Here is a 17,569-nt window from a genome sequence, read left to right on the forward strand (position 1 = left end):
GCACAGAGTTGATGAAGATCGACCGAATTACCTCACAGTCATCCCTATGAAAACCATATTTCGCATTTGCTTCATTAACAAATTATGTAAAATCCAAAATCCAAAATCCAAAGTCTCAACTCAAGCCAAAGTCTTGTTATGCACTCAATCTAATACTCCATCCTTTAACTTTCCGGAGAAAAACTTGTAAAACCGAAGCAGTATCATCGTCATCACACCCAGAACCAAAGGCTCGATTGCATCCGGCACAATCGCCCCTCTCAAAACCCAATAACAAAAGCACAGCCAAACTAGAATGAAGATAAGTCCGATAACTATTTTCATGGACACGCCCCTCTTCATCCGGTCGCAGTCAGTATCACCGACATGGGAAACTGTAACTTAACAACCTGTATACTGCCTCGACTAAATCCATACAACCACAATAGTTATCACCATCACCGGCGGAAGGAATATATGCGTGCTAACGGCGGCAACTTGACGGCTGACACCTGACGGACAAACAAGTTGAAGCGATTGAGGATTTGGACATCAGTCATATTGCTGAGAATATGGCGCCATCTAATGGAAGAGGAAGCAGCTCCACTAAGTAAATTGTTGTTGGTGTGGAAGCTACAGGAGAACCTCATTAAACCATTGCTGATGGCGAAACAGTCTGCGAAATAATCCTTGGATTTTCCAGCAACCTAACAGAAATTGATCTGCTTGACTTACACTTACAAGCATTAGGAGTAATACTTGCACCCAGCGCCTCTTAACTAAGTCTCTGACTCTTGTTTGTTGAGCGAATTAAACTGAGTACAGGTTAATAATTTATTGGAGTCAGCGAAGCAGCGTTTATTTCAAAATGACGTTCACTGGCTCCAAAAAACCGGAATAATCCTACACTTACGCCCAAGCGTTTCATTCAAATCTGACGCCCTGCCGTCCGGCCAGATCGACGAAGAACTGCCAGGCAACGCGCCCGGACCGGGCGCCGCGCGTCGCCTGCCATTCGATGGCCTCAGCCCGCAGGGTATCGGGCGCGACGGACACACCATATGCAGCGCAATAGCGGTCTATCATCGCAAGATATTCGTCCTGATCGCAGGGATGGAAGCCAAGCCAGAGACCGAAGCGGTCGGAGAGCGAAACCTTTTCCTCGACCGCCTCAGAGGGGTTGATGGCGCTGGAGCGTTCATTTTCGATCATGTCGCGGGGCATCAGATGGCGGCGGTTGGAGGTGGCATAGAACACCACATTCTCGGGCCGCCCCTCGATCCCGCCGTCCAGAACCGCCTTGAGCGACTTGTAATGCTGGTCGTCATGGCTGAACGAAAGATCGTCGCAGAACAGGATGAAACGTTGCGATGCGCTGCGCAGGTGGTTCAGCAGGCGCGCGACCGAGGGCAGGTCCTCGCGCTGAAGCTCGACCAGTTTCAGATCCGGGAATTCAGGCTGAAGTGTGCCGTGCACCGCCTTGACCAGGCTCGATTTTCCCATGCCACGCGCGCCCCACAAAAGGGCATTGTTGGCCTTGAACCCGGCAGCGAAACGGCGGGTGTTGTCCAAGAGCGTATCGCGCGAGCGGTTGATGCCCACCAGCAGGTCGAGATCGACCCGGCTGACATCGCGCACCGGTTCCAGCCGTTCCGGCCCGACATGCCAGACAAAGGCCGGCGCGCTGGCGAAATCGGGGGCGCGCAGGGGGGCGGGCGCCATGCGTTCGAGGGCCTCGGAAATACGGTTGAGCGCGTCGTTGTCCATGTCTCTCCTCCCTGCGGTCGGGCACAGAAACCATGTTCGCGGCGGCGCGGCAAGGGCCGGATTGACCGTTTTGTACCTGTTCCAGAGGGGGAAATGACCGTTTTGTACAGCCTCAGACAAGGCGCGAGACGGCTTGATCCGCGCGGACCCCACTTACACTCTGCAAGTCCGGGGCAAGCGGAGGGCGTGATGCTGGGGTTTCTGACATTGATACTGGTGTGCCAGCTGGCCGGGGAACTGACGGTGGGCGCGCTGGGCCTACCGGTGCCGGGTCCGGTTCTGGGCATGCTGGCGCTGTTCGCGCTGCTGATGATCCGGGGCGAGGTGCCCGAGGCGCTGGAACAGACGGCGGGCGGATTGCTGCGGGCGATGTCGCTGCTGTTCGTGCCTGCCGGGACCGGGGTGATGCTGCATTTCCGGCTCTTGGGCGAGGCGCTGGTGCCGCTGGGCGTGGCGCTTGTCGTCAGCACGCTGGCCACCATCGCGGTCACCGGCCTGTTGATGCGCTGGCTGGGCCGGAGAGAGCCGAGAGATGGATAGTCTGGCCGAAACCTGGGTCTATCTCAGCGCCTCGCCGCTGTTTCATCTGACGCTGACGCTGGTCGCCTTTCAGGCGGCAAGCTGGCTGTTCGAGCGGGGGGGCCGCAGCCCGTTCCTGAACCCGGTGCTGGGCGCGGTGCTGATCGTGGTGGCTGTACTGGTGTTGACGGGGACGGATTACGGCACCTACTTCCAGGGCGCGCAATTCGTGCATTTCCTGCTGGGTCCCGCGACCGTGGCGCTTGCCGTGCCGCTCTACCGTCAATGGCACCGGGTCCGGCGCTCGGCGCTGGCGATCACGGTCAGCCTTTTGTGCGGGTCGCTGACCGCGATTTTGACGGCGGTCGCGGTGACCCGGCTGATGGGCGGATCGGAGACGCTGCTGGCCTCGGTCGCACCCAAATCGGTGACGGCGCCGGTGGCGATGGCCATTGCCGAGGAACTGGGCGGGCTGCCCTCGCTGACGGCGGTGCTGGTGATCGTGACCGGGATCTTCGGGGCCATGTTCGGGCCAATGCTGCTGAACCTGCTGGGCATCCGCGACTGGCAGGCGCGCGGCTTGGCGATGGGCACGGCCAGCCACGGCATCGGCACCGCGCGCGCCTTGCAGGTGAACGAAACGGCGGGCGCGTTTTCGGGGCTGGCCATGGGATTGAACGCGGTGGCCACCGCGCTGCTGCTGCCGCTGCTCTGGGCACTGCTTGTGCGGTTCGGTCTGGTCTGAGGCGGCCCGTGCGCCTCTTGGGGTTTGTGGTTTGATCGCCAGACCGGGAAAGCCACTTGGCCTTGCGTGTCTGCCTCAGACGTTTGTCTCAGCTCTGTCGGTGCGATTAGTTGAAGTGGCAGGGCTTTGGGGAGGCGGACGTTGCCGCAATCACCAGATCACCACGTGGACGAGACGACAACCCGGCCGAACATCCTGGTTCGTTCGATTGCCGGTCTGTCGGTTTCGATCCGGCTGAAGCTGCTGTCGGCCTTTCTGGGTGTCACTTTGTTGATGGCCGGGCTGGCCTGGATCGGGTTGGAGACTCTGCGGCAGGCGAACGACAGAACCGAGAGATTGTTGCGCGATCAGGCGCGCATCGCCTTTTTCAACGATCAATACCTGTATCTGAGCGATCTGGTGACCCTGGCCACGGCGATAGCCATCGACCCAAACGATGTGCAGCAGCAGAACGCCAGCGGGTTCTTTATCAACACCTCCTTTCTTCTGGTCGAAGGCACCAACAACCTCGTCTTTCACACCGGTCAGGGGCTCAGGACGATCGGACGCGCCGGACTGCCGGACTGCCGGACAATGCGGAAATCTCGGCGCAGCGGGCAAACGCAAAGCGGTTGCAGGAGATTGCCCGGCGCGCAGGCTCCTTGCGCGAGAGCAAGGATTACAAGTCGGCAGGCACGATCGCGCGCCAGACCTTTTTGCCCATCGCGCTGCGGATGCAGCGGGGCGCCTATTCCAAGGTACAGGTAATCGAGGCGGAAATGGCCGAAACGGCGAAATCGACGGCGCTGGCCTATGAGGCCTCGCGCGAGATGGTCATCGCCTCGGCCCTGGTGGCGATTGGCGTGGCCTTTCTGCTTGGCTATGCAATTTCCGGGTCGCTGATCTGGCCGGTCCGGCGGATTGGCCGGACCCTGAACGCCATCGCGGGCGGCCGGTTCGATGTGCGGGTCACGGTTCCCAACCGGGACGAGTTGGGGGATCTGGCCCGCAATGTGAACGCGACCAGCCAGCGGCTGGGGGAGCTTTATGCAAAGGTCGAGGCACAACGGGCGGAGCTGGCCACCGAACACGCGCGGTCCGAGAGGTTGCTGCGCAACCTTTTGCCCGAGCAGATCGCCGCCCGGCTCAAGGACGATCCGACCCAGACAATCGCGGACAGCCTGCCGCTGGTGGCGATCCTGTTTGCCGATATCGCGGGCTTTACCCCGCGGGCCGCAAAGATGACGCCGGAGGAGATCGTCAATTTTCTCAATGGCCTGTTCTCGGTCTTCGACGAACTGGCGCAACGGCACGGGCTGGAAAAGATCAAAACGATCGGCGATTCCTATATGGTGGCGGCAGGCGCGCCGGAGGCCTGCGACGATCCGGTGCACAGGGTCGCGGAAATGGCGCTGGATATGCTGGATGTCGCCCGGACCTTTGCCGGTGGTGTGGACATCCGGATCGGCCTGCATGCCGGGCCGGCGGTGGCCGGTGTGATCGGCCACCAGAAGCTGTTCTATGACATCTGGGGCGAAACGGTGAATATCGCCAGCCGCATGGAAAGCCATGGCGAGCCGGGACGCATACAGGCGACAAAGCCAGTGCGTGACCAACTGGCGGGACGCTATGGGTTCGTGCCACGGGGGCAAATCCACATCGATGGGGTCGGACCGATGCAGACCTGGTGGCTGGCGGGGCGCTTGGGGGACACCGGACCGCAGGCAGAGGCGCCCTCCAGACCCCGGACGTAAAAGGGCGCGCCGATATCGGCGCGCCCTTTGGTCATCTCCAGACGCCTGACGCCTACTTGCTCTCTTCCTCGTCGAACTCGGCCATCAGCGGATCGTCGAATTCCTGTTCGTCGTCATAATAGCCGTCGGCGCGCAACTGAGCCTCGCGTTTCTTTTCGACCCGGGCCACCAGAAAGATCGAGATCTCGTAAAGCCCGTAGACCACCACGAAGAGGATGAGCTGGGTCACCACGTCCGGCGGGGTCACCAGGGCCGCCAGCACCAGGATCGCCACGACGGCGTATTTGCGCACGCTGCCCAGCCCCTCGGCGCTGACCAGACCGGCCTTGCCCATCAGGGTCAGCAGAACCGGAAGCTGGAAGCAGAGACCAAAGGCCATGATGAACTTGAGCGTGATGTCGAGCGATTCGTTGACCTTGCCGAAGAAGGTGATCCTGACCCCATCGGAGGTTTCGGGAACCACCGCCACGTCTGCTGGCACGTCCCCCGCCGCCCCCGACAACAGGTTGGCAAAGATCGAGCTGACATCGGCAAAGCCCAGGAAGAACTGCATCGCCAGCGGCGTGACCACGAATTGCGCGAAGGCCGCACCCAAGAGGAACATGAAGGGCGAGGCGATCATGAAGGGCAGGAACGCGCCCTTTTCCGACCGGTAGAGCCCCGGCGCGACAAAGCGCCAGAGCTGGTAGCCGATCACCGGAAAGGCCAGTGCGAAACCGAACACCATCGAAATGCGGAACAATGTGAACAGGTATTCCTGCGGCGAGGTGTATTGCAGCGTCGGTGACGGGTCGCCCAGCTCGCGCAGCGTCGCCTCGATCGGCGCCAGCAGGAATTGCAGGATCGGCTCGGCCACGACAAAGGCCAGCACGATCCCGACGATAAAGGCGATCACCGCACGGATCAGCCGGGTGCGCAGCTCGGCCAGGTGTTCGATCAGCGGGGCGGACGTGTCGTCGATCTCGTCTGTCTTGCTCATGTCTCGGTTCCGGGTTTCAGCGCGGCCTCGGCTTCCTGAGCCTTTTCAAGCTCGGCCGTGGCCTCGCGCAGGCGCCGTTCCGCGGCGGCGCGGGCGGTGGCGGCCTGGATCTTCTTGGCCTGCTCGGCCCGCTCGGTCGCCAGTTTGCCGGTCTCGGTGCCGGGGTCGTATTTGGTCGGGTCCACGCCGGTGCGCAGATCGCTGGCGGCCTTGCGCACCCCGTCGAGCGCCGAATCCACCGGGTTGGTGGCGGCCTTGAGCCCCTTGGAGATCTCCTTGACCCCGGCCTCGTCGGCGGCATCGTTCATCGCCCGGCTGAATTCACGCGCCAGCCCGCGGGCCTTGCCGACCCAGCGACCGACGTTGCGAAACAGCACGGGCAGGTCCTTGGGCCCCACGACGATCAGCGCCACGACGCCGATCACCAGAAGCTCGCTCCAGCCCAGATCGAACATATGCGGTTACGCCTTGTCCTTGTCGGTCTCGGGCGAGACGTCCTTGGCAGTCTGGGCCACGTCTTCCTCAAGCTCCTTGGTGCCGTCGCTGACACCCTTCTTGAAGGCGGTGATGCCCTTGCCGACCTCGCCCATGAGCGAGCTGATCTTGCCGCGGCCAAACAGCACGAGGACCACGACGGCGATGAGCAGAAGGCCGGGAAGGCCGATATTGTTGAGCATGGATCGTCTCCTTTGTCGTCATCGGACGCGCGGGCGCGCCTCCGGGCATGTCTCTGATCCCGGGTCTAGCGCGGGCGCGGGTGACGGCAAAGAGGGCGCGGTGCCGCGCGTGCCGCGATCGGGGCGAAATTTGCGATTTTGCCGGGGGGGCTTGATCCTCCTGACAGGTTTGTGTCAGTTGACGGTGGATATCACGGGAGCATCGCAACATGGACAGAAGGATATCCCATGACCGAGACCGTCGAGATCGTCACCTTCGCGCTGAACCCCGATGTCAGCGCCACGCGTTTTGTGGAACTGAGCCAGCAGACCGAAGACTTTGTGCGCGCCCTGCCCGGCTTTCTTCACCGCAGGCTGAGTCGGGGGGTCGACGGGCGCTGGACCGACTGTGTGGTCTGGACCGATGCGGCGGCGGCCGAGGCGGCCGCGCGCGCCTTCGAAACGGCGGATTGCGCGGCGGCGTTGATGGCCGCGATTGCCCCCGACAGTCTGAGCATGCGGCACGAGGCGGTGCACTGGCGGATGTAATCTGCGGATGCGAAAGGACGGGTCATGCGCCGTAGCGACCGCCTGTTCGATATCATCGGCATCCTGCGCGACGGCAAGCTGCACCGCGCGCAGGATATCGCGGACCGGCTGGAAGTGTCGGTCCGCACCATCTATCGCGACATGGACACGCTGGCCGCCTCGGGCATCCCGGTCGAGGGCGAGCGCGGCGTGGGTTACATGGTGCGCGAGCAGATCACCCTGCCGCCGCTGAACCTGACCCCCACCGAGCTGGAGGCGCTGAACCTCGGTATGGCGATCGTGGCAGAGGCGGCAGATCCGGAATTGAAGGCGGCGGCGCAAACGCTGGCCGACAAGATCGACGCGGTGCTGCCCATCCGCACCATTGCCGAGGCCGATGCCTGGAAATTCGCCGTCTACCCCTTTGCCGACGCCGCGCGCGGCCTGGCGCATATGCCGCCGATCCGGGCCGCGATCAAGGCACGCCAAAAGCTGCGGCTGAGCTATCGCCGCATCGACGGGGAACTGACCGAGCGCGTGGTGCGGCCGCTGCATATGGAATATTGGGGACGGGTCTGGACCCTGACCGCCTGGTGCGAGCTGCGTGAGGGGTTTCGGGTGTTCCGCATCGACCTGATCGAGGCGGTTGCCCCATTGCCGGAACTGTTCCGCGACGAGCCTGGCAAGACCCTGGCCGATTACCAACCTTGAGCGGGGGCTGGGGCGCTGCCCCCCGTCCTGCGACGCCCGCCGGAGTACTTCCGGCGAAGTGAAGACGGGCACCGTTGCAGCTTCTTTCTGGTCAAAAATACTCCTGCCGGAGGCACGGGCCGCAAGGCCCGTACATTTACTTCAGATAGGGTTCGGGGTCGAAACTGTCGAAGCCCTTGCGCACTTCGAAATGCACATAGGCATTGTCGCCCTCGCGCAGCCGGGCGATTTTCTGACCCCGTTTCACGGTGTCGCCCTTGTTCACCTCGATGCCGTCAACATTGGCATAGACGGTCAGCAGGTTGTCGGCATGCCGGATCACCACTATCGGCACCTGATCGGCATCCGCCGTGATCGCGGCGACGGTGCCACCTTCGGCGGCGTTGACGGCGCTGCCCGGGGCGCCCGCGATATCGATCCCTTCGTTCTTGCCCTTGTCATAGGGTCGCACGATCTTGCCTTTGACCGGAAAGGCCAGCTGGGCTTTGCTGCTGGCTGTGGGTTGCCCCACGGACACATCCGGAGCGGCAGGCGCGACGGCAGCAACTTTCTCGTCGGGCAAAGGTTTTGTGGCCGAAGGTGGTGTGGGAGTGGGCGACCCGGCGCCGGGCGCAGTTGTGGCGGCCGCGACGGCGGCAGGAGCCGCTGCCTGTTGTTTTGGCGCCGGCTGGTCCTTGACCGGGATCAGCAGGTACTGTCCCTCGCGGATGGCAAAATCGGAGCCGAGCCCGTTCCATTCGGCCAGCGCGTTGACCGGCACCTGGTAGAGGCGCGAGATGGTATAGGCGGTCTCGCCGCGCGCCACCTTGTGCCGGACCGGTTCCGGACCGCTGGGTTTGGCAGCGGCAGGTTTGGCGGGTTCCAGCGTGGTGGTCTGGACCGGCGTCGTATCCGGCGCCCGATCGATGGCGCTGCCGGCAAGGGCCGCTATATCGACATTGCCGCCCTGCCCTGTTGGTTCGGCCACGCGACGCGGCAGGGCCAGCACCTCTCCCTCGCGCAGGCCATCGCCCGGTTGCAGCCCGTTGAACCGCGCCAGTTCAGCGGCAGGCAAACCGACCCGGTCGGCGAGCGCGGTCACGGAATCGCCACGCCGGGCAACCGCCACCTGGTAGTTGGGGTAGGAGATCACCCCGCGCTCGTCCGGGCGCGGGCGTGGCGCGGTCTTGGCCGCCTGTGCGGCCTCGGTGGTGTTGAAGGCGCCAATCTGGCCCCGCAGATCATAGTCGAGCGGCCCTTCGCAGGCAGCAAGCAGCGCCAGCGCGGCACAGGCCAGGGTGGGTCTGGTCAGGGTTCGGAACGAAACACGCATCTCATAATCCTCAATGCTGCCCCCCATGTGGTCCGGGGGTTCGCGTCAATCAACAGGGTCCGGGCGACAGGGCCCGGGCGTCTCAGCCATCCTTGCCCAGCCCTTCGAGCAGCGGCACGAAACGGACCGGGCGCAATTCGTCATAGTCAAATCCAGTCTCGTGGCGACGGACCCGGATCAGGGTCTGCACCGTATCCGACTGGCCGACGGGCAAAACCATGATACCGCCGATCTTGAGTTGCGCCAAGAGCGGGCCAGGCGCATCCTCGGCAGCGGCGGTGACGATGATGCGGTCAAAGGGGGCCTGGTCGGACAGGCCAAAGGAACCATCGGCGGTCATCGTGGTGATATTGACCAGTTGCAGGCGTTGGAACAGGGTCTGCGCCTCGCGCACCAGGCGGGCGTGGCGGTCGACGGTATAGACCCGGCGCGCCAGCTTGGCCAAGATCGCGGCCTGATAGCCCGAGCCGGTACCGACCTCGAGCACCTTGTCGCGCGGATGCACCTCGAGCGCCTGGGTCATCAGCCCGACAACCGAGGGCTGGCTGATGGTCTGACCGCAGGCAATGGGCAGCGGCATGTCCTCGTAGGCGCGTTCGGCGAAGAGGCCGCGCACGAAAAGGCCGCGATCGACCTCTTCCATCGCCGCCAGCACCCGCCGGTCGGTCACGCCCTTCGACCGGAGCGCGAACAGGAACTGCATTTTGGTTTCGGCGTCGGGTCCGCTCATAGGGTGGCCTGCAATGCCTCCAACGTGTCTTCGGCGGTCAGGTCCGCGCGCATGGGCGTGACCGAGATATAGCCGTCGAGATTGACGGCGGCATCGGTGCCGGGCGCGGTACGCGCCTGCTGGTCGCCGCCCTTGATCCAGAGGAAGCGCTTGCCCGAGGGTGACAGATGCGGTTCGACCGCATAGCGCGAGCCCTGGCGAAAACCCTGGCGGACGACCTTGGTTCCCTTGACCTCGGCGGCAGGTACCGGCGGAAAGTTCACGTTGAAGAACAGGCGGTAGTCGGGCCGTTCCTGGGGCCAGGCGGCGAGGATGCGGCGGACCACCTCGGCGCCGTGGGTCTGGGCGATTTCGAAGGGATCTTCGCGGCCATAGTTGCGCGGGCCAAAGAACTGTGACAGCGCAATGGCGGGCAGGCCCTGAAGCGCCGCCTCCATCGCGCCGCCGAGCGTGCCGGAATAGAGCGCGTTCTCGGCCGAGTTGTTGCCCCGGTTCACCCCCGACAGCACCAAGTCGGGGGGCGCGTCCTTCATCACGTCATGCAGGCCCGCCAGCACGCAGTCGGCCGGGCTGCCTTCGGTCGCGAACCGGCGCGCGCCCAGTTTGGCGATCAGCATCGGATGGGTATAGCTGATGCAGTGACCCACGCCCGACTGTTCAAAGGCCGGGGCCACGGTCCAGACCTCTCCCTCCGGGCCGGCGAGGTCGCGGGCCAGTACCTCGAGCGCGGCCAGGCCCGGCGCGTTGATGCCGTCGTCATTGGTGATGAGAATGCGCATGTCGTCCTGCCCCGTTTTGCCCTTGATAGACGCGGGTCACCCGCACGGCAAGCGCGGCAGGCCGCCGTTCTGCGGCATTCCTGTATCAGTCGGCGGCAAAACCGCACCGATCAGAGGGGGAGAACCAGAATTTTGCAAAAATTCTGGGCACAAAAAATCTCAGATTTTTTGGCGCCCGACCGGGGCCGGGAAGACGAAGCAGCGGTCGCGGCGGATGGTCAGCCACATGACCCGGCCGGGTTCGGGGATGAACACGTTGGGTACCGTGGCCTTGAGCATCGACCCGTCGAAATCCATCCGGAACTCGACCAGGCTCTCACCGCCCAGAAAACGCGCCCGCTCGACCACACCGCGCGCCGCGACCCCGTCCGAGGGCGTGGGCAGCGGCCCCTTGCCACCCCGGTCGAAGTCGAGCTTCACATGCTGGGGGCGGAAAACGATGTCGACATCGGTGCCGTCGGGGATGCCGGGCGCCAGGAACTGGCCAAAGGGGGTGGCGGCCAATGCGCCGTTGACCTGCGCCTTGAGCGTATTCACATCGCTGAAGAAGGCCACCGCCGCCTTGTCCACCGGGCGGGTATAGACGTTGTAGGGCGCGCCCTGCTGTACGATCCGCCCGTCGCGCATCAGCGCGATCTCGTCGGCCATGCGCATCGCCTCTTCGGGCTCGTGCGTGACCAGCAGCACGGCCGCATCCTCTTCCTTCAGCAGCGCCAGCGTGTCGTCGCGGATACCGTCACGCAGCCGGTTGTCGAGACCCGAGAACGGCTCGTCCATCAGCATGATGCGCGGCCGTGGCGCCAGGGCGCGCGCCAGTGCCACCCGTTGCTGCTCGCCCCCCGAAAGCTGGTGCGGATAGCTGTCGATGTGGCGGCTCAACGACACGCGGGCCAGCAGCTCCTCGACCCGGGCGCGTTTCTCCTCGCGGCTGCCCTTGAGGCCAAAGGCCACGTTGCCCGCCACGCTGAGATGCGGAAACAGCGCGAAATCCTGGAACATCAGCCCGATCTCGCGCCGCTCGGGCGGGACGCGGAACACCGTGTCGCAGATCAGCTTGCCATCGACATGGATCTCGCCGCTGTCCTGCATCTCGACCCCGGCGATCATCCTGAGCGTGGTCGACTTGCCGCAGCCCGACGGGCCCAAGAGGCAGGTCACCTGCCCGGCGCGGATCGACAGCGACACGTCATCGACCACCGGCTGCCCGTCGAACACGCGCACCAGATTGCGGATCTCGAGCCGCGGAGGGGTTCGTCCTGCCGTCACCTGTCGGGCCTCGCTGCCTATCCCTAGCCTTTTGGTCGGGAGTTCAGGCCGGGGATAGCAACCCCGCCCCGTCAGTGCAAGGCACCCCTGTCAGCAACAGCCGCCCGAGGCCGGTGCCGGTGCCAGCCCGTTGAACGGCGAGTTGCCGCCGCATCCGGAAAAAATGCCGTAATGGGTGGAGAAATCGCCGATGAACTCGAAATGCGGCGCAAAGCGCGTCTCGGCCAGCATGCGCCAGGTATTGCCGCAGACCGGGAACACCTTGCCGGTCTCGATCACATGATGGTCGTCCAGCACGAAGGTATGCGGCGCGTTGGGCACGGTGCCCTTGTAGATCACCGCCTGGCCGTAGTCCTCGCAGGCCGGTTCCAGACCATCCAGGCTGAACAGGCGATAGGTGGCGGAGAGGAAACGGATCGGCCCCAGCCTCTCTTGCAGCGCCGGGTTGCCCACATTCAGCGCCCGGCTTTCCACCATGCGCGGGTCGCCGAACCCGGCCTGCCGCGCCAAGGTCAGGAAATCGTTCCAGTAAAGCGCGCCGGACAGGCATTCGCCATAGAGCACCTCGTCCTCGGCCAGCTCTGCCGGTATGCGGCGGTCGGCATAGACATCCGAGAAATACATCTCGCCGCCCGGTTTCAAGAGCCGCTGCGCGCCGCGCAACACCGCCGCCTTGTCGGTGGCCAGGTTCAGCACGCAGTTCGACACGATGATGTCGAAGGAGCCGGGTTCCAGCGGCATGTCGTCCAGCTTCTCTATGAAGCCCAAGTGAAATTCGGTGTTGGGCGCGTCATAGCCGAATGCTTCGGCATGATAGGCGCGATGGCCGCGCGCTACGTCCAGCTGCGCCTGGGTCATGTCGACACCCACCACCGCGCCCTGCGGCCCCACCAGGGCCGACAGCGCATAGACATCGCGCCCCGCACCGCAGCCCAGATCGAGGATGCGCGCGCCCTCCAGCGCCAGGGGCGCGATCAGGCCGCAGCCGTAATAGCGCGCCATCACCTCGTCATGCACCTTGGCCAGCACCGGTTTCAGATGCGCGGGCATCTCTGCGGCGGTACAGCAGGCGTCGGTCTGCAAATCCGAGGTGCCCTTCAGTACCTCGCCGTAATAGGTCTGCACCGCCTCGTGTTTCATCGCTGGCCTCTTGTTCCTCACGCGCAACAGCTATCGCAACGCCTCAGTCCACGCAATCGAACCTACGAAAGCGTGACCCTGTCTTCATTTCGCCGGAAATACTCCGGGGGAGGCGCCCGGAACGGGCGGCGGGGGCAGCGCCCCCTTACGCTTCCAGCTCGAAGACACCCATCGCCCGGACCCGGCCGTTGACCTGCACCTCGACCCGGTGCGGCCCGGGCACAAGGGTGAAGGTGCTGGCGTCGCCTTTCAGCTTGTGCCGCTTGTCCAGCCGTAGACGGCCACCCATCAGAAGGGCCTGTTTCCACTTGTGGACCTTGGCCGACACCTTGCCGCCGGGGCGTTGGAAATACACGATGTAATCGACCAGGACCGGCAGGTCCGCCTCTCCCTCCAGCTCCACGCCCAGGGTCAGGTCCGTGCCGATACGGGCTCTGGCCGGCAGCTCCAGCATCGCCGTGACCGGTGCGCCCGGATCATAACCCAGCATGGACATGGCGCCGGGATGGCCCGCCTTGACCAGCCCGCGCAGGGCGTGGGCGGTGATCCATTCGCGCTCACCGGTACTCTGCCGCGCGGACGCGCGCCAGTTTGCGAGCCGGTCCAGCACCAGGTCGGGGTCCTTCTTCGTTATGTCATTCAGGTGGTTGGCCACCGAGCGGGTGACATAGCGGGTGGGATCGGCGTGCAAGTGGTCCAGCAGCGGCAGGGCGGCATCAAGCGGCAGGGCAATGCCCGCGCCCCAGGGCAGGCGCGGGCGGGTGCCCTCGCTGACCAGCCGCCGCACATGATAGCTGTCATGCGCGCACCAGTCGCGCATCCGGTCCAGAACCAGATCGGGCCAGCGGTTCAGGAACGGGCGGATCGCCCATTCCATCGAAAACCGCTGGGTGAGTTCGGCCAGGAGATCGAGCGCCATGCCCGGGTGCTCGATCCCGACAGAGGCCACCCATTCGCCCAAAGGCGCAAAGATGAAGTCGCCGAAATCGTCGTCCGACAGGTTCGGGTCGAGCGGCGGCGGCAGGGCGTGCAGGATCGCTGCCGCCACTTGCGGCAGCTCCCCCGGCAGGCTGTCCATCAGGCAGGCCGCGATCCAGTCGATGCGCTGTTTCAGCTCCAGCTCGGGCAGGCGCTGCATCACCCGCGCCTCGAACTCGGCACCGTCGAAATCCGGCCCGTCGAAAAGACCGGCGAGATAGCCGACCTTTTCCGCGTTAAAGAGCTGGTCCTTGAGCGAAAACCCCTGCGCCATGCCCTACATCGTCAGGTTGGTGCCGCCGCCGTCGTGCAGCAGGTTCTGGCCGACGATGAAGCCCGCATGCTGCGAGCAGAGAAAGGCGCAGGTGGCGCCGAATTCCTCGGGCGTGCCATAGCGGCGGGCGGGAATCGTGGCGGCGCGCTCGGCGCGCGCCTCTTCGAGCGAGATGCCTTTTTGCTGCGCCACCGGGCCATCCAGCGCATTGGCGCGATCGGTGGCATGGATGCCGGGCAGCAGGTTGTTGATCGTCACGCCAAAGGGCGCGACCTGGCGCGAGGTGCCCGCGACATAGCCCGTCAGCCCGGTGCGGGCCGCATTCGACAGTCCCAGTGCCGGGATCGGCGCGCGCACCGATTGCGAGGTGATGTTGACCACCCGGCCCCAGCCCTTGTCAATCATGCCGGGCAAGAGCGCCTTCATGAAGGCGATGGGTGTCAGCATGTTGGCATCGAGCGCATGGATGAAATCGTCGCGGTCCCAATCCGACCAGAGACCCGGCGGTGGGCCGCCTGCGTTGGTGACGAGAATATCCACACCCTGCGTGGCCTCGATCACCTGCGCCTGCCCTGCCTGGGTGGTGACGTCACAGGCAACGGTGGTGACCGTCACCCCATGCGCCGCGCGGATCGCCTCTGCCGCAGCCTCCAGCACTTCAGCGCCGCGCGCGTTCATCACCAGATCGACGCCCGCCGCTGCCAGTGCCTGGGCACAGCCCAGCCCTAACCCCTTGGACGAGGCACAAACCAGCGCTCTCTTGCCTGCGATACCCAGATCCATCACCCGCTCTCCCTGCTTGATGTCCTTGATCGCGAGTTAGCACCAAATGCCCGCAGATCACCACCCGCCTGACTGAGAACCGTCATATTTTGGTGTCAAACTGGATTGCACTTGCGCCACCTAATCTGCAAATGGAAAATGAAAACCCTACCCCGCAGCCTTTGTTGGACATCGTGACCAGACACGCTCCCGCCCAATCCGTACCCGTGTACCCTGCCCGCGCGTTTCGGGTAACGAATGGCGCCAACCAGGGGGATGGAATCGCGCCGATGGACGAACTGATGCTGGACGATGTCTATGGCCTGGCCCAAGATACGCAGCGGTACCGCCTGGGATTGGAGGTGCTGGCGGACGGTGCCTTCGTGGTCGCTGAGGACACTGAGTGCGGCAGGCCCGGCCATATGCTGCACCTAGATTGCGCGCTGAGCCTGATGAGCCCCGACGGCACGACCACAGATGCCATCGTTCTGGTCGAGGTGGATGGTGATGGCCATATCGCCGATGTCTACCTGCTGCCGCTGGCGCCGCTGGCGGCAAAGACCGATTACACGCTGGTGGGGATGGATGGCGACAACGCGCGGCAGAAGTTCGCGCAGGTGACCTGTGTCTCGTTCACGCGCGGCACCCATATCACGTTGGCCTCTGGCGCGCAGATGCCCATCGAAGAATTGAAGGTAGGTGACCGGGTGCTGACCCGCGACGACGGGGTGCAGCAGGTGCGCTGGATCGGTCAGAGCACGGTGCGCGCGGTGGGTGATTTCGCCCCCATCGTGATCCGGGCCGGGACGCTCAACAACGAGAACGACCTGGTGGTCAGCCCCGATCACCGGCTGTTTGTCTATCAGCGCCGTGACGAGATCGGCGCGGGCCAGCCGGAACTGCTGGTCAAGGCGCGGCATCTGGTCAACGGCGATACGGTGTTCGTGCAGGAAGGCGGATTCGTGGATTATTTCCAGCTGCTGTTCGACCGCCACCACATTATTTATGCCGAGGGGATCGCCGCCGAGTCGATGCTGCTCGACCCGCGCACCCGGCCCGCCCTGCCCGACGGCCTGATCGAAGATGTACGGCCGCTCCTGGACCAGCACGGGCGCGGCGACGGGCACGGGGTGGACGTGTCCAAGCGGCTGTTGGACCGGCCCGACGCCATTGCGCTGCTGAAGAAAGCCTCGACCAACCGCTAGAGCGCCCAACCCAAAACCTGAGCGCCTCAGGGTTTGAGCTGGATGCTCCAAGCCGGTGGCAGTGGCTCAGTTGCACTGCTCGTAGGTGTAGTCGCCGAATTCCAGCCAGTTGCGGCCGTTCTGCTCGAACACCAGGAATTCGGAACGATCCTCGCCCAGGAGCGCGACGACAAAGCCAGCCGGGGGCTGAGCGTTGCCGAAATAGCTGTAGGCGGTCATCGCGCGCAGGGTATCGCCGTTGACGGTGACGATCGCGTCCCACTGGCCATCGGGTTGCGACAGCAGCCCGTATTCGATGACCCGCTGGACCGCGCCGCCACCGCAATAGACCACGCCTTCGGGTGCCTCGGGCGTGCTGGCGGCGGCGCTCTGCGCAGAGCCGCCGCAGCTGGCGCGCAGCGACTTGACCGCACGCCCCGAGCCCTTGAGATCGAAGATGCCATAGGTCACGTCCTGGTCGATCATCGACATGTTCAGCGCGGCGTTCTGTGCGATCTGGTCGAGGATGAAGTTGTAATCGGACATGTCGTTCAGGCGGATCTCGACTGGGTAATTGTCCACCATCTCGATCATCGCATTGGCGTCGCCCAGTTGGAACGCCGCCGCCTCGGTCTGGCCGTCGGACATGAACCGCAGCGACAGGCCGCGTTTGGACAGGATGTCCTGGCTGTCCTCGTAACCGGCAGGCGCAAAGCGGATACGGTCGCATTGCAGTTCCAGCGTGGCATTGTTGGTCTGGATAAAGGCGTTCGGAACCGGTCCGGAACTGAAGGACCACTCGGCCGAGGCCGGAGCGGCATTGAACAGGGCCGCAGAGCCGAGGGCGGCCAGAACAAGCAGATGGCGCATGTGTTTTCTCCCGGTTGACGATTCCGATGGTAGGACAGCGCGCGGCATCGGACAGCCTGCCCTTTCGTATAGCGCCCCGTTCAGATTTTCGTGCCAATCGTTCGGTTCAACCGTGCAATGTAGCGCCAAAGGTTGAGAAACCGGCACCCGGGCACTAGGTTTCCGCTGGTCGACAGGTTGGCAGAGGAGATGAGATGCGCCCGATTTTCGTGACAGCGATCACCGCGACCCTACTGGCCGCAGGCGCCGCGCTGGCCCATAGCGGCGTGAGCAACCCGGCGGTCAAGGCGCGGATGCACGCGATGATGCAGATCGCGGACAGTACCAAGATCCTGGGCGCCATGGCAAAGGGCGAGGCCGCTTTCGATGCCGACGAGGCCCGGGCCGCCGCCGCCGCCATTGCCGCCCATGCAGCCAGCGTGCCGACCCTGTTCATGGCCGAAGAGCACGACCCGAAATCCGAGGCATTGCCGGTGATCTGGCAGGAGTTCGATACCTTCGGTCAGAAGTCCGAGGCGTTGACGCTGGCCGCCGCCGAGGCGGCCGCGTCGATCGAGACCGAGGCCGATCTGAAACCGGCCCTGGCCCGGATCGGCGGCACCTGCAAATCCTGTCATCAGGATTTCCGCAAACCGCAGTAAACGCGCATTCTTGCAA

At 64.1% G+C, this 17,569-nt stretch carries 20 protein-coding genes; 7 read left to right on the forward strand and 13 right to left on the reverse strand.

Features of this window, described 5'->3' with window-relative positions; all coding sequences use genetic code 11:
• Positions 1–903: 903 nt before the first annotated feature.
• Positions 904–1,746: an ATP-binding protein gene (locus tag OEZ49_RS17155; protein ID WP_263389461.1), complete on the reverse strand. Its 843-nt coding sequence runs from the start codon at positions 1,744–1,746 to the stop codon at positions 904–906.
• A 189-nt stretch (positions 1,747–1,935) separates the two neighbouring features.
• Here OEZ49_RS17155 and OEZ49_RS17160 point away from each other — a divergent pair, with 189 nt between their 5' ends.
• Both OEZ49_RS17160 and OEZ49_RS17165 read left to right on the forward strand, forming a co-directional pair.
• A complete protein-coding gene (locus tag OEZ49_RS17160) occupies positions 1,936–2,286 on the forward strand; it encodes a CidA/LrgA family protein (RefSeq protein WP_263389462.1) in 351 nt (116 codons plus the stop codon).
• Positions 2,279–3,010, forward strand: coding sequence for an LrgB family protein (locus OEZ49_RS17165; RefSeq protein WP_263389463.1), 732 nt, complete (start codon positions 2,279–2,281; stop codon positions 3,008–3,010). Before OEZ49_RS17160 ends, OEZ49_RS17165 begins: the two co-directional genes overlap by 8 nt.
• Positions 3,011–3,160: 150 nt before the next feature.
• Here the strand turns inward: OEZ49_RS17165 and OEZ49_RS17170 are convergent, their stop codons facing one another.
• A complete protein-coding gene (locus OEZ49_RS17170; protein WP_263389464.1) occupies positions 3,161–3,529 on the reverse strand; it encodes a hypothetical protein in 369 nt (122 codons plus the stop codon).
• A gap of 122 nt (positions 3,530–3,651) precedes the next feature.
• Between OEZ49_RS17170 and OEZ49_RS17175 the strand changes: the two genes are divergently transcribed.
• Positions 3,652–4,743, forward strand: coding sequence for an adenylate/guanylate cyclase domain-containing protein (locus OEZ49_RS17175; RefSeq protein ID WP_263389465.1), 1,092 nt, complete (start codon positions 3,652–3,654; stop codon positions 4,741–4,743).
• Between the two features lie 52 nt (positions 4,744–4,795).
• Here OEZ49_RS17175 and tatC read toward each other — a convergent pair whose 3' ends face one another.
• From tatC to OEZ49_RS17190, 3 genes are read right to left on the reverse strand one after another with little or no spacing between them, the layout of a single operon-like run.
• The gene (tatC, locus tag OEZ49_RS17180; RefSeq protein WP_263389466.1) at positions 4,796–5,722 is read right to left on the reverse strand and encodes a twin-arginine translocase subunit TatC; all 927 of its coding nucleotides are present in this window, start codon (positions 5,720–5,722) and stop codon (positions 4,796–4,798) included.
• Positions 5,719–6,177 carry a Sec-independent protein translocase protein TatB gene (tatB, locus tag OEZ49_RS17185; protein WP_263389467.1) on the reverse strand — a complete coding sequence of 153 codons (459 nt, stop codon included), beginning with the start codon at positions 6,175–6,177 and terminating at the stop codon, positions 5,719–5,721. The genes tatC and tatB overlap by 4 nt, the downstream gene beginning before the upstream one ends.
• A gap of 6 nt (positions 6,178–6,183) precedes the next feature.
• A complete protein-coding gene (locus tag OEZ49_RS17190; RefSeq protein ID WP_164128350.1) occupies positions 6,184–6,399 on the reverse strand; it encodes a twin-arginine translocase TatA/TatE family subunit in 216 nt (71 codons plus the stop codon).
• Between the two features lie 228 nt (positions 6,400–6,627).
• Between OEZ49_RS17190 and OEZ49_RS17195 the strand changes: the two genes are divergently transcribed.
• Together OEZ49_RS17195 and OEZ49_RS17200 are read left to right on the forward strand one after the other, a co-directional pair.
• Complete coding sequence (locus tag OEZ49_RS17195) at positions 6,628–6,927, forward strand: hypothetical protein (protein WP_263389468.1); 300 nt, start codon at positions 6,628–6,630, stop codon at positions 6,925–6,927.
• Between the two features lie 24 nt (positions 6,928–6,951).
• Positions 6,952–7,617: a helix-turn-helix transcriptional regulator gene (locus OEZ49_RS17200; RefSeq protein WP_263389469.1), complete on the forward strand. Its 666-nt coding sequence runs from the start codon at positions 6,952–6,954 to the stop codon at positions 7,615–7,617.
• A gap of 136 nt (positions 7,618–7,753) precedes the next feature.
• On the opposite strand, the gene OEZ49_RS17205 is transcribed toward OEZ49_RS17200, so the two are convergent.
• The 7 genes from OEZ49_RS17205 to OEZ49_RS17235 form a co-directional block, all read right to left on the reverse strand.
• A complete protein-coding gene (locus OEZ49_RS17205; RefSeq protein ID WP_263389470.1) occupies positions 7,754–8,929 on the reverse strand; it encodes a LysM peptidoglycan-binding domain-containing protein in 1,176 nt (391 codons plus the stop codon).
• 82 nt (positions 8,930–9,011) lie between these two features.
• Positions 9,012–9,659: a protein-L-isoaspartate(D-aspartate) O-methyltransferase gene (locus OEZ49_RS17210; RefSeq protein WP_164128354.1), complete on the reverse strand. Its 648-nt coding sequence runs from the start codon at positions 9,657–9,659 to the stop codon at positions 9,012–9,014.
• On the reverse strand, positions 9,656–10,438 hold the full coding sequence (surE, locus tag OEZ49_RS17215; RefSeq protein ID WP_263389471.1) for a 5'/3'-nucleotidase SurE: 783 nt from the start codon (positions 10,436–10,438) through the stop codon (positions 9,656–9,658). The genes OEZ49_RS17210 and surE overlap by 4 nt, the downstream gene beginning before the upstream one ends.
• 159 nt (positions 10,439–10,597) lie before the next feature.
• Positions 10,598–11,704: an ABC transporter ATP-binding protein gene (locus OEZ49_RS17220; protein ID WP_263389472.1), complete on the reverse strand. Its 1,107-nt coding sequence runs from the start codon at positions 11,702–11,704 to the stop codon at positions 10,598–10,600.
• Between the two features lie 90 nt (positions 11,705–11,794).
• Positions 11,795–12,844, reverse strand: coding sequence for a methyltransferase domain-containing protein (locus tag OEZ49_RS17225; RefSeq protein ID WP_263389473.1), 1,050 nt, complete (start codon positions 12,842–12,844; stop codon positions 11,795–11,797).
• Between the two features lie 145 nt (positions 12,845–12,989).
• Complete coding sequence (locus OEZ49_RS17230) at positions 12,990–14,096, reverse strand: hypothetical protein (RefSeq protein ID WP_263389474.1); 1,107 nt, start codon at positions 14,094–14,096, stop codon at positions 12,990–12,992.
• Positions 14,097–14,099: 3 nt separating this feature from the next.
• Positions 14,100–14,879 (reverse strand): SDR family oxidoreductase, encoded by a 780-nt coding sequence (locus OEZ49_RS17235; protein WP_263389475.1) that lies wholly within the window; start codon positions 14,877–14,879, stop codon positions 14,100–14,102.
• A 131-nt stretch (positions 14,880–15,010) separates the two neighbouring features.
• Between OEZ49_RS17235 and OEZ49_RS17240 the strand changes: the two genes are divergently transcribed.
• A complete protein-coding gene (locus tag OEZ49_RS17240; protein WP_397545682.1) occupies positions 15,011–16,063 on the forward strand; it encodes a Hint domain-containing protein in 1,053 nt (350 codons plus the stop codon).
• Positions 16,064–16,129: 66 nt separating this feature from the next.
• On the opposite strand, the gene OEZ49_RS17245 is transcribed toward OEZ49_RS17240, so the two are convergent.
• Positions 16,130–16,912 (reverse strand): hypothetical protein, encoded by a 783-nt coding sequence (locus OEZ49_RS17245; RefSeq protein WP_263389477.1) that lies wholly within the window; start codon positions 16,910–16,912, stop codon positions 16,130–16,132.
• A gap of 194 nt (positions 16,913–17,106) precedes the next feature.
• Between OEZ49_RS17245 and OEZ49_RS17250 the strand changes: the two genes are divergently transcribed.
• The gene (locus OEZ49_RS17250) at positions 17,107–17,553 is read left to right on the forward strand and encodes a c-type cytochrome (RefSeq protein WP_263389478.1); all 447 of its coding nucleotides are present in this window, start codon (positions 17,107–17,109) and stop codon (positions 17,551–17,553) included.
• Positions 17,554–17,569: the final 16 nt, after the last annotated feature.

This window comes from Ruegeria marisflavi, assembly GCF_025673445.1.
GTDB classification, from domain to species: Bacteria; Pseudomonadota; Alphaproteobacteria; order Rhodobacterales; family Rhodobacteraceae; genus Ruegeria_B; species Ruegeria_B marisflavi.